We start from the raw sequence: 12,419 nt of genomic DNA on the forward strand, positions 1-12,419 counted from the left end.
TAGGTGACAGAAAGGTTTCACGGCCAAACCTCATGCATAGCAGGGGCTCATCACAGCCAAGCTTCCATCACCGCAAGGGTTGATTCTGGGCCGCGGGCTTCATAGAATAGAGCCAGGAATCCTCAATGAGCCATGTTATGCCCACACCCCCTGCTTTAGAGACGCCTTCTGTTAAGCCTCGATCTTCAAGGCCCCCTGCAGAAACGCCCTCAAAAAGGCAGCCCTCAAAAACACATTCTGTTTATATTAAAACCTATGGCTGTCAGATGAATGTCTATGACGCCACGCGTATGGCTGATGTGCTCAAAACCGTGGGTTATGAGGTGGCACCCGGACCTGAAGAGGCCGACCTTGTGTTGCTCAACACCTGTCATATTCGTGAAAAGGCTTCAGAAAAAGTGTTCTCTGAATTGGGGCGCTTGCACCAGCTGCAAAAAAAGCGCACACGGCCCATGATGTTGGGCGTGGCTGGGTGTGTTGCCCAGGCTGAGGGCAAAGAAATCCAAAGGCGTGCACCCTATGTCAATCTGGTTTTTGGCCCGCAAACCTATCACCTGTTGCCCTCTATGCTCAAAGAGGTGGAAGCCCATGGCCCGTCTCATAAAGTGTTGATGCTGGATTTTCCTTCCACCTCTAAATTTGATTTTCTGCCTGAAGAAACCCTGGATAAAGGCCCTGTGTCGTTTCTGACCATTCAGGAGGGGTGCGACAAATTCTGCACCTATTGCGTGGTGCCCTACACCCGCGGCATCGAAGTGTCGCGGCCTGTGGATGATGTGATGGCGGAAGCCGTGCGTTTGGTGGAAGGCGGGGCCCAGGAAATTGTGGTGCTGGGGCAAAACGTCAGCGCCTATCACGGCCAGGGACCTGAAGGCACCCATTATGGGTTGGGCGACTTGCTGCGGGGCTTGGCGATGCGCCTTGAAAAGGCCGGGCTGAAGCGGCTGCGTTACACCACCTCCCACCCACGCGACACGCAAAGCGATTTGATCAAAGCCCATGGTGAGCTGGACATGCTGATGCCCTTTTTGCACCTGCCCGTTCAATCAGGCTCAGACCGGGTGCTGAAAGCCATGAACCGGCAACACCCCCGGGCACGTTATCTTGATGTGATTCAGCGTTTTCGCCAGGCACGCCCCGATATCGCGCTGTCGTCAGATTTTATTGTGGGCTTTCCCGGTGAAACAGAGGAAGATTTTGAAGACACCCTTTCTCTCGTGCGTGAGGTTGGCTATGCCCAGGCCTATTCGTTTAAGTATAGCCCGCGGCCAGGCACCCCCGGCGCGTTGCGGGAGGATCAAATCCCTGAAGAGGTGAAGGCCGAACGCCTGGCACGCCTGCAAGCCTTGTTGAACGCGCAGCAGCTTGCGTTTAATCAGAGGTTTGAAGGTCAAACGGTGGAGGTGTTGATTGAGCGTCAAGGACGCCTGCCCCACCAATGGATCGGCCGCACACCGTATATGCAGTCTGTGCACATCACCACCGAAGGGCTGCACAAGGGCGCCATGGTGAAGGCCCACATCACCAAAGGACTGGCCAATAGCCTTGAAGGCACATGGGTGAGGCACGCCGCCTAACCCCATGGTCATGGAAAAAATAGCGGGGTTTCCTTCAGGCACAGAGGTGTTTTGGCTGATAGACCGCCTCGCCTCTCTCCCGGCAGCCCACACTGAGCGTGATCCACACACACCCTTGCCCACCTGGATTCATGTAGCGGAAACAGATGACGCATGCGCGCACACACAGGCCCTATTTGCCACGCTGGCGCCCCAGGTGCCCTCTGTGCATCTGCCCAGCTTAGGTGCACTGGACACCACGCTGCCCCTGCCACTGGAGAGCTTGTTGCCGTATGGCGAAGCTTTTGCCCCACACACAGCTCATCCCTTGTCTGTAACCGCGCAGCTCATTGTGTGCACACCTTCTGTATTGCGCCGCTCATTGGGCCAGGCCCTGATCAAGCCACGCTGCCTCACGGTGAGTGTAGGGCTCACCTACGACAAGCTGTTAACGGCACTGCCTTCCTTAGGCTATCGCCGCACCGATGTGGCGCATAGGCCCGGTGATTATGCCGTGCGCGGCAGTTTGATTGACATCTTCCCCCCACAAGGTCAGCCCAAACGCATTGACTTTTTCGGTGATGATATTGACACGATCACCTCGTTTGATCCGCTCTCCCAAAGGCGCACAGACGCGTGCAATGCCTTTACCCTTGCCCCGGCTCATCCCTTTTGCGGCGCTGAAGATAAGGACCCTCACGCGCACGACAATCCTGCGTGCAAAGACCATCTTACATCGCTGATCGCTGCCATCGATCACAGCGTGCCAGCCGATCTTGTGCGTATGTGGCCCCTTGTGGACACCCCGCTCTTGTGGCCGCGCCATCTTCCTGTGTTGGGTCTGAGTTTGGCTTCACCTCAGTGCCTTGACGCGCCTCTCACAGATGAAACCCGTTACGCCGCAAGCGCCCTGCTAGCCGCACTGCCTGGGCAACTCTCCTTAGCGGATCTGTGGTATGACGGCCCCTTAGAAACCCTGGTGACAAATGCGCCAACTTATTGTTTGACCCCCCACGCAGCCTTAATGAAGGTGCGGCTTCTGCCACCCTTAGGTTTTAAAACCACCATGCGTACACAAGAGGCCCTGGACACGTTGCTCACGCACAGCCAAACCAAACGCCTGTTGCTCACCGCCCACACAGATCAAGGATGCGCCCGCTGGGCCACGTTTCTCAAAGCCCATAACCAAGCCTTTCAGCGCGTCTCGTCATGGGAAACCTTTTGTGCCCTTTCCCGCAAAAAATGGGGATTGCTTCAGACGCCGCTAACCCACAACCTGACAGGCGATGATTGGTGCCTCATCACCGAAAAAGGATTTTGGCCCACCCCGCTGAAAAAGACCCGCAAAGCCAAACGGGGCGATCTTGTGTTGTCTGATTTTGCTGCCCTTCACACAGGGGATTATGTCACCCACGAAAACCATGGCATCGGCCGCTATGAAGGCCTGGAAACCCTCACGGTGAACGGCGTGTCCCATGATTGCCTCAAGCTCAGCTATGCCGAAGGGGACCGTTTGTTTGTGCCGGTGGAAAACATGCGCGCTGTGATGCGTTATGGCGCCGAGGCGTCTCACCCGCCCCTGGATCGCTTGGGCTCTCACGTGTGGCACAACCGCAAAGCGCGCGCCGCCAAAAAGGCGGCAGAGGTGGCTGAATATCTCCTCACCACCGCAGCCCAAAGAAGCCTGTGCACCACAAAAGGGTTGTCTCTTGATGACCCGACGCCTCTGCAGCGTTTTGAGGAAGGCTTTCCCTTCCTAGCCACGCAAGATCAACAACAAGCCATTGACGACACCCTCAAAGATCTAGCCCGCCCTGTGCCCATGGATCGTCTTGTGTGCGGCGATGTGGGGTTTGGCAAAACCGAGGTGGCCTTAAGGGCCGCGTTTATGGCCGCCTCTTCCGGCATGCAAGTCGCTGTGGTGGTGCCCACCACCCTGTTGGCCCGTCAACATGCGCGCAATTTTGAGCGCCGCTTTGCCCAGACAGGGTTTTCGGTGGGTCAGCTCTCCCGCCTTGTCTCCCCGCGCGAGGCAGCACGCGTCAAAAAAGAGCTGGCCGAGGGGCGCCTTGATATTGTGGTGGCCACCCACGCGCTGTTGTCAGACACCGTGACGTTTCGGCGCCTGGGGCTTTTGATTATTGATGAGGAACAACATTTTGGGGTGGCGCACAAGGAAAAGCTCAAAACCCTCAAGGCCAATCTCCACGTGCTGACCCTCACTGCCACGCCCATCCCGCGCACCTTGAATATGGCCCTGTCTGACATCAAATCTCTCAGCCTCATCACCACCCCCCCTGCTGACCGCAAGGCCGTGCAAACCACTGTGGCCACGTTTGCCCCCAAGATGCTGAAAGAAATTTTATCCCATGAAAAAAAGCGAGACGGGCAAAGTTTTGTCATTTGCCCCCGCATTGCCCACATTCAAAAACTGGCTGCCCTCATCCAAGATTTTGATCCCCCGCTGCGGCTGGGCATCGCCCATGGCGAGCTGTCTCGCAGTGCCCTTGAATCGGTGATGAAAGATTTTGAAGATGGCGCCTTTGACATCTTGCTCTCCACCAACATTGTGGAATCAGGCATTGATATCGAACGGGTCAACACCTTGGCCATCTATCGCGCCGATTTGTTTGGCTTGGCCAACCTCTACCAGCTGCGCGGGCGCGTGGGGCGCGGGAAAACCCAAGGTCTGGCCTATCTGTTTCTTGATGAACACAAACAGACCACACCCACCGCCCAAAAACGGCTGGAGATCATGCAATCCCTTGATTACCTTGGAGCTGGTTTTGCGGTGGCCAGCCATGATATGGACATTCGCGGCACCGGCAACCTTGTGGGCGAAGAACAATCGGGGCACATCCGTGAGGTGGGCGTGTCTTATTATCAAAAACTCTTATGTGACGCCATTGCGGCTTTAAAAAAAGACGATGCACCCCACGATCGGCAGCCCCCTGCCAAGGAAGAGCCAAAAGTGTCGTTCCCTCGCTCTGTGCTCTTGCCGCCTTCGTATGTGGCATCCTTAGATGTGCGCTTGGGGCTCTATGGCCGCCTGGCCGGCCTTGAGGGGCTTGATGAGGTGGATGATATGGGCGAAGAGTGGCGCGACCGTTTCGGCCCTGTGCCAGAAGAAGCCCGCAACCTGTTGGTGGTGACCAAGCTCAAAATTGCAGCCCGGCGCGCCTGGGTCACCAAAGTGGAGATGGGCCAAGAGAGCACGGCGCTCAGCTTTTTGTCTCCGTTCCCCTATCCTGAGCGTCTTTTAGGTTGGATTCGTACAGGGCCTTTTATGGGCAAACTCACTTCAGACCAGCGCTGGGTGCTGCCCATTCATGGAGACCTCGATCGCCACATCCACGATCTTCACCGCCTGTTGGCCCACATTGCGGGGTTTGGCGCAGCGTCTTAACCGTTGTCTGCACTTGTTCTGAACCTCACCCCCCTAAAATAAAGCGAACCCCAGGCATAAAAAAACGCAAAGGGCCTTTATAAGCCCCGTGCGTTCACGGTTACCACCTCCAAGAGGGACGGCAAGAATCAGCTCGCAGCTTTTTCTTTGGCAGTCGCAATCTCAGCTTTCATGGCGCGCAAGGCATCCATCATGGGAAGTGTGATTTTCTGTGTAATAAACTCGGATGTTTCCAAACGGCAGTTTTTCAACCGTGCATAAAGTGTGCGGTCGTATGGGCTCATGACGACACTATTCTCGGAAAAGAGGAGCGCTTCTGTGATGTCCACAAATCCTGACCCCCGAGTGGACTCACATGCATGTTCCCTCAGGTGGTCCAGCAAATAAGCATCTTTATGACCGGAAGGCGCTTTGACAGGAAATATGCGCTTATCATGAGGAATGAACTCTTCTATGTCCTTAAGATCATTGTTGGCAGGGAGTGTAAAAGCATCGGGGTTCTTTTCCAGAGATAATCCCAAATTGGCAATAAAAGCTGGCAAAGATGCTAATGATTTCATCTGAAAATCACGCACCAGACACACTTGTTTTGACCAGAAAGATGCTTTTGCTTCTTGTGCAATCCATGCTAATGATTGGTTCACATAAATCTCACTGGTCTTTTGCTCTTCAGGCGTTTCCTGAATAAGGTTCAGCCTTTCTTTAGTCAGCTTTTCATTGCCACCAACACCGTGAAGGCTTTCTATCTCCTTTGCCACAGCTTCGGTTTGAGGCAGAACTTCTTCGACAAGCTTGTCTAAGGGTTTAGAAATTTTAGGAACCACATATTTTGCGGTGAGGGAATCATCGGGCACATCAACGCCGTGAAAGTCCACAGCCTTGGCCTGAACGGCGCCCAAGGCCACGGTGCATAAACACACCAAGGTTTTGACAGAGAACTTCATAAATATACCTCTTTGCGATAAAAAATGTTTGACATATTGTCACACTGCAAGTCTTTATGGGCATATCTTTTTGCTTTTGCAAGGTTTTTTAAGAAAAAATGCTTTTTTTATATTTTGTGTCACGCAACAATGGTGTGTTCCACAGTGGATGTAAGATATCTCTCCACGCCTCGTTCATATCCCCGACACGGCGGCCCAGACAAGGCAAAAAGCGCGGGCAGACTTTGCCCATAGCCAACAGTTGATTTTTCGGGTAAAACTGAGGAAAGATCATCCATACCTTCTTTTGGCGTTGCGCTGGCTATGACTCCCTCTTCAGAAAAAACCTATGGTGCCCATTCGATTAAAGTCTTGCGGGGGCTGGCGGCCGTGCGCAAACGCCCGGGCATGTATATCGGCAACACCGAAGATGGCTCGGGCCTGCATCACATGGTGTATGAGGTGGTGGACAACGCGGTGGATGAGGCGCTGGCCGGTCATTGCACACGCATTCATGTGACGCTTCACCCCAATGGCTCTGTCACGGTAAAAGATGACGGCCGCGGCGTGCCTGTGGACATTCATGCGGAAGAAGGCGTGTCCGCGGCCCAGGTGATCATGACCCACCTACATGCAGGGGGTAAGTTTGACGAAAACAGCTATAAGGTGTCAGGCGGGCTGCACGGCGTGGGTGTGTCGGTGGTCAACGCGCTGTCCACGTGGCTGGAGATGCGCATTTGGCGGGCCGGCAAAGAACATGTTATACGATTTGAAAACGGTGAGCCCGTGGCCCCGTTGGCGGTGGTGGGCGATGCGGAACCGGGGCAAACCGGCACACAAGTCACCTTTTTGCCTTCGCCCAAGACCTTTCAGATTACCAAATTTTCTTTTGACACCTTAGAAAATCGCTTTCGCGAGCTTGCGTTTTTGAACCCCGGCATCACCATTGTGCTGACGGATAAGCGGGATGAGCCTAAGGAAAGCACCCTGCATTATGAGGGCGGTGTGGCCTCGTTTGTGGCCTATCTGAATCGCGCGCGCACGGCCCTGCACACCCCCTGCATCCATCTTCATGGGGTGAAGGACGATATTGTGCTGGATGTGGCTATGGAATGGACCGACACCTACCATGAAAGCCTCTTGTGCTTTACCAACAACATTCCCCAGCGTGACGGCGGCACCCACTTGTCAGGGCTTAAGGCATCTCTTACCCGGGTGGTGGGTGGCTTTGTGGCCAAAAGCAATATTCCTAAAAAAGACAAGGTGGCCACCACGGGCGAAGATGTGCGCGAAGGGCTGACGTGCGTGTTGTCGGTAAAGGTGCCGGATCCGAAATTTTCGTCTCAGACCAAAGACAAGTTGGTGTCTTCTGAGGTGCGCAGCGTGGTAGAACAACTGGTGACCGAAAAGCTGGAGCAATGGTTTGAAGAAAACCCCGTTGAGGCCAAAAAAATCATCACCCGCGTGTTTGATGCGGCCCTGGCCCGAGAAGCGGCCCGCAAAGCCCGCGAGCTAACACGCCGAAAAGGCGCGCTCGATATTGCCTCTCTTCCCGGAAAATTGGCAGATTGTAGCGAAAAAGACCCCGCCAAAACAGAGTTGTTCGTGGTGGAGGGAGATAGCGCCGGTGGCCCGGCCAAACAAGCCCGCACGCGACAAACCCAAGCCATTTTACCCTTAAGAGGCAAGGTGCTCAATGTGGAGCGCGTACGCTTTGATCGCATGCTCAGCTCAGAACAAATTGGCACCCTCATCACGGCCCTGGGCACCAGCATTGGCTCGGACGAATTTAACCCTGACAAGGTGCGTTATCATAAAATTATCTTGATGACAGATGCCGACGTGGATGGCAGCCATATCCGCACCTTGCTTCTTACGTTTTTTTTCCGGCACATGCGTCCGCTGATTGAGCGCGGCTATCTTTATATTGCCCAGCCCCCCCTTTATGGCATCAAGCGGGGCAATAAGGTCATCTATGCCAAAAATGACAAAGAGCTGGAAACCTTTTTGGTGAACCATGCCCTGGAGGATCTGCGGCTCATCACCCATGACGGGGGGCATATTGTGGGCCAGGATTTGAGAGCGTGGCTTGACAAGGCGGCCCGCTTTTCACAAACCCTTGATAATCTGAAGGGCTCGTTTGGCTCTGAAGCTGTCTTGGCGCAAGCTGTTTTCGTGCCGTCCTTCACCCTGGAGGCGTTTCAACAAGATCCCAGCGCGTTGGGTGAAGCGCTGGTGGCGCGTTTTTCAAAAAACCTGTCGGGTCAATGGTCTTTTTCCTTTGATGCGCCGTTGCGTCGTTTGGTGATGGTGCGTCTCTTGCAAGGTGTGCGCGAAGAATATGTGTTTGATGAATCGTTGCTTGAAAAAAGCGATACCCAGCTGTTAACCACCCTGGCCCAGGAATTGGGGGAACTTTTCATAGATGCCCCCACCCTTGTTCATAAAAAAGAAGAACGTGTGATGAACAATCCTTATGATTTGTGGCAACGTGTGCTTGCCTTGGGGCGACATGGCTATCATATTCAGCGTTACAAAGGGCTTGGTGAAATGCAAACCGAAGAATTATGGACCACCACCATGGACCCTGATTCACGTGTGCTTTTACAGGTCAATATTGATCACATGGACAACGCCCATGAAACATTTTCTGTGCTCATGGGGGATGCGGTCGAGCCCAGGCGGGAGTTTATTCAGAAAAATGCATTTAAGGTTTCAAGTCTTGACACCTAAGGGTGAGACCTTGGTTTGGTTTGGTTTGAGAGTGTATTCTGTGTATGTCTTATAGACGTTCTTCACAAAAACATACGCGGTCCTCTTTTGTGGGGCGCATGATGTTTTCTTTTCTAGAGGCACTCAAACGCCTGACGCGTTTTTTCCTTGTAATGATGATTGTGGGTCTTTTTGCGGGCATCACCATCATTTGGTATTTCTCTCGAGACTTACCCCGCATTGACGAGCTATTTCATTCTTATCGCAGACCTTGCATCCGCATCTTTGATAAAGATAACACCTTGCTGGCCACCTATGGCGATGTTTATGGCGACATGATCTCTGTCAACGATTTGCCCGAACATGTCAGCCATGCCCTTATGGCCGTGGAAGATAAACGCTTTTATTCACACTTTGGGATCGATTTTACCGGCATCTTGCGGGCCTTTTGGACCAACTATCAATCAGGGCGCGTGGTGCAAGGTGGTAGCACCATCACCCAGCAGCTGGGCAAAAATATTCTGCAAGCCCACAAAATTTATGGCCCCACCGACAGATCCCTGCGCCGGAAAATTCAAGAAACCATTCTGGCCCTGTTGTTGGAAACAAAGCTCACCAAAACACAGATCATGACGCTCTATCTCAACCGTGTTTATTTTGGAGCTGGCGCTTTTGGCGTGGACGCGGCTGCCAAACGCTATTTTGGTCGCTCAGCTAAAACGCTGACATTATATGAATCGGCTATGCTCATGGGCCTGTTGAAGGCGCCATCTCGTTACTCGCCTGCACAAAACCCCCATAAATCAGAAAACAGAACACGACAAGTGCTGCTCAAAATGGTCGAGGCCGGTTTTATCAACGAAGCTGGCATGAAAACCGCGCTCCTGATGGCCTCACCGCCGCCCGATGTGACAAACACAAGCTCAATACACTATTTCACAGATTGGGTGGTGGATCATTTGCGTGACGTGGTGTCACTTAACCAAGATCTCAATGTATGGACCACCATTGATTTAAAGCTGCAAGCGTTGGCGGAAAAAACCATGCAGGACACGATGAAAAAATGGGGCAAGAAATGGGGCGCTGACCAAATGGCCTTGCTGTCTATCACGCCCGATGGTGCGGTCAAAGCGATGCTCGGCGGCATGGATTATGCAAAAACAAAATTCAACCGCGTCACGCAAGCTTTGCGACAGCCGGGCTCTTTATTTAAGTTCTTCACATATCTCACGGCCCTGAAAGAAGGGTTGGCGCCCGATCACCACATCAGTGATGGCCCTGTCTCCGTGGGCCACTGGTCACCTAAAAACTATCGCTACACAGCCCAAGGCATGGTCACATTACGCGATGGATTTGCCAAATCTATTAATACCATGGCCGTGCGTCTGGCCATGATGCTGGGGATCACGCGCGTCATCGAAACAGCCCGGCTTTTGGGTGTGACCTCACCCATTCCGCACAACCTCTCTATTGCGTTGGGCAGCAGTGAAATGACCCTTCTCGAGCTTACGGGGGCCTTTGCCACCATTGCTAACCAAGGTTTACCGGCCCAACCGTATGGCATTCAAAAAATCACCGACCGACAAGGGCACGTGCTTTATCAACACCAACGTCCACGCATTCCGATTTTGGCGCCCTCACTGGTAGATGATATGACTGACCTACTTGTCAGGGTAGTCACGAACGGCACAGGCCGGCGCACCCAACTGGATCGTCCCTCAGCGTGCAAAACGGGGACATCTCAAAATTACCGTGACCTGTGGCTGATTGGGTTTACCCCTGAACTTGTCACCGGCACTTGGACAGGGCGTGATTCAGATCAGCCTATGAACCGTCAGGGTGGCGGCAGCCCCTCAAGCCATTTGTGGCGTGAATTTATGAAGGCAGCCTTGGCCAAAACACCCAAACGCGTGTTTAAAAATATGCATGACGATCAGGGGCCTGTTGAAACCATTGCAGCCGATGCCTCTGCTGTTAGCCGCCCTGATCAACCCCAACAGCACAACAAAACCCTTGACGATTTGTTGAACCAAAGCGCGTTACGTGCCCCAGCACGCACCCCACCCAAAGCGCCACCTGCTTCATCAGATCAAAGTGAATTTGGGGGGTGGGAAACACCTTCTGCGAGCAGCGAGCGCTCAGATGAAGATGTCACACATTTCGATGCCATCGGTCATATCCTAGAAAAATAAGGAAAGCAGCCGCCGGACGCTTTGGACGTTATCTCTTTTCACCCTACACAAGGGCGTGCTGCCTCTAGACGCGCTATGGGTTAGGTTGTGTGCTTCGCGCTTAACGTGATATTTGAATAAATCACAACCCCCAATGTGAAAGCATGATGAACCATGGGCGACAGACTGCTTTGAAAGTCAAATACACCTACGCTACTCTTAGCTCTGGAAGAAAACCCGGGATAGACCGACGCGCTATAGGTTGCACGCACACCTAGTGTTTTCCAATTTTTCTCTAGCCCAATGCCCCCCGCAAAACCCACACAATGTTTTTCATCAAGGCCACGATCCAAAAGCCCTACATGAAAAATTTGTATTTTCTGTTGAAGGTGCACCCATGATACACCCGCTTTGACAAAGGGGTTGCCCCATGGCAACACATACCCCCAGCGCCCCTCTAAACTTACATGCTGCCTTTGCTTTAAGTTGCAAACAACTGTCATAGCGCCATCTTCTGTCTTTTGAGAAATGCGATGAGAGCTTGGGTAAACATTCCACCCTAACTCCACACCCAGAACGTTGGCCCTCCACCCATCTTGATAGCCAACCACAGCCTGGACCAAAGCAGATTTTCTTAACTCATGATGGCAGAATGTTTCTTGTCCACCGTTCACCATCATCGTGTGTTTTGCCATCAACCCACTCATACCACCTGCAACTCCTGTGTAAAATCCTTTAGGAGTCAAGGGTTTTTCGTACAGACCCCACAGAGGCCCACCTAAGATACACCAGGTGCTTAATGCCATCAAAACTAGCTTCATCATCACCATCCTTTTCCTTTTTTTCAACACACAAAGAGGCATCCCCTCAAGAAAGCCAGAAAAATCAACCTTAATCCCAGTCATCATCAGTGACGTTTCCTGAGTCTGAATCTGATGAGTCACTGTCAGATACTTCAAAAGCAAAACGCCTCTGTAAAATAGTGGCGATACCAACACTGTCGTACTCATCAGAAGATCTTCTTGCCTCTGACGTTCCAGGACGAGGAATAAGATTTCCACTATCATCCCTTGTACTACGCAAACTCCCTCCACTATTTCGGAATGACGTGATTTCCTGTAAAAGCTGGCTTCTTGGGTCACCGTTTTGAGCCTGCCGCTGTGGGGGTACAACCACAGAGGCTACATTTTGTTGTTGTGACTGATTCCCACCGGGTTCCTGAGACATCGGTGGCGGTGGTGGTGGGGGCGGTGGTGGTGGGGGCGGTGGTGGTGTTATAACCACAGAGGCTGCATTTTGCTGTTGTGACTGATCCACACCGGGTGCATGGTGCAGCGGTGGGGGTGGCGTTAGATTGTAAGGTGTGGTGACAGGAGTACCCTCTTCTGTGATTGGCGGTGGGGGCGGATAGTTTGGCGTGGAAAGATCCATCTCTTCTGTGATTGGCGTTGGGGGCGGATAGTTTGGCGTGGAAAGATCCATGCTTATATCACATGGTCGACTGCTGGAGAAAACACACGTCAACGCTAACGTTTGAGGACGGGCTCGAGGTGAAGCATGAGAACCTGCTGTCGTCAACATGCTGGCCGCACGCTGGTGTTCCTCACCAACCTCTAAAGAAATTGGTGCTTCTCTATGCAGTGGTTCTTCT

At 52.9% G+C, this 12,419-nt stretch carries 6 protein-coding genes and 1 pseudogene; 4 read left to right on the forward strand and 3 right to left on the reverse strand.

Features of this window, described 5'->3' with window-relative positions:
• The first annotated feature begins 137 nt into the window (after positions 1–137).
• Both miaB and mfd read left to right on the forward strand, forming a co-directional pair.
• Complete coding sequence (gene miaB, locus IG82_RS0102665; protein WP_082192017.1) at positions 138–1,577, forward strand: tRNA (N6-isopentenyl adenosine(37)-C2)-methylthiotransferase MiaB; 1,440 nt, start codon at positions 138–140, stop codon at positions 1,575–1,577.
• A gap of 10 nt (positions 1,578–1,587) precedes the next feature.
• Entirely contained in the window at positions 1,588–4,962 is a 3,375-nt protein-coding gene (mfd, locus tag IG82_RS06905) for a transcription-repair coupling factor (RefSeq protein WP_172642866.1), read from the forward strand.
• Positions 4,963–5,090: 128 nt separating this feature from the next.
• Here the strand turns inward: mfd and IG82_RS0102675 are convergent, their stop codons facing one another.
• A complete protein-coding gene (locus IG82_RS0102675) occupies positions 5,091–5,906 on the reverse strand; it encodes a hypothetical protein (RefSeq protein WP_031934092.1) in 816 nt (271 codons plus the stop codon).
• 303 nt (positions 5,907–6,209) lie between these two features.
• Between IG82_RS0102675 and gyrB the strand changes: the two genes are divergently transcribed.
• Positions 6,210–8,618 (forward strand): DNA topoisomerase (ATP-hydrolyzing) subunit B, encoded by a 2,409-nt coding sequence (gene gyrB, locus IG82_RS0102685; RefSeq protein ID WP_031934094.1) that lies wholly within the window; start codon positions 6,210–6,212, stop codon positions 8,616–8,618.
• 44 nt (positions 8,619–8,662) lie between these two features.
• Positions 8,663–10,789: a transglycosylase domain-containing protein gene (locus tag IG82_RS0102690; RefSeq protein ID WP_052545623.1), complete on the forward strand. Its 2,127-nt coding sequence runs from the start codon at positions 8,663–8,665 to the stop codon at positions 10,787–10,789.
• An 80-nt stretch (positions 10,790–10,869) separates the two neighbouring features.
• Here IG82_RS0102690 and IG82_RS0102695 read toward each other — a convergent pair whose 3' ends face one another.
• Complete coding sequence (locus IG82_RS0102695) at positions 10,870–11,475, reverse strand: hypothetical protein (RefSeq protein WP_031934096.1); 606 nt, start codon at positions 11,473–11,475, stop codon at positions 10,870–10,872.
• 184 nt (positions 11,476–11,659) lie between these two features.
• Positions 11,660–12,419: pseudogene (locus IG82_RS07055) on the reverse strand (hypothetical protein); the annotation flags it as partial.

It is taken from the genome of Candidatus Hepatobacter penaei, assembly GCF_000742475.1.
GTDB classification, from domain to species: domain Bacteria; phylum Pseudomonadota; class Alphaproteobacteria; order Holosporales; family Hepatobacteraceae; genus Hepatobacter; species Hepatobacter penaei.

What these genes read in the sequence shown, in the direction of transcription:
- miaB (WP_082192017.1), top strand. Translation starts at nt 138, where the DNA reads ATGCCCACACCCCCTGCTTTAGAGACGCCTTCTGTTAAGCCTCGATCT.
- mfd (WP_172642866.1), top strand. Translation starts at nt 1,588, where the DNA reads ATGGAAAAAATAGCGGGGTTTCCTTCAGGCACAGAGGTGTTTTGGCTG.
- IG82_RS0102675 (WP_031934092.1), bottom strand. Translation starts at nt 5,906, where the DNA reads ATGAAGTTCTCTGTCAAAACCTTGGTGTGTTTATGCACCGTGGCCTTG.
- gyrB (WP_031934094.1), top strand. Translation starts at nt 6,210, where the DNA reads ATGACTCCCTCTTCAGAAAAAACCTATGGTGCCCATTCGATTAAAGTC.
- IG82_RS0102690 (WP_052545623.1), top strand. Translation starts at nt 8,663, where the DNA reads ATGTCTTATAGACGTTCTTCACAAAAACATACGCGGTCCTCTTTTGTG.
- IG82_RS0102695 (WP_031934096.1), bottom strand. Translation starts at nt 11,475, where the DNA reads ATGAGTGGGTTGATGGCAAAACACACGATGATGGTGAACGGTGGACAA.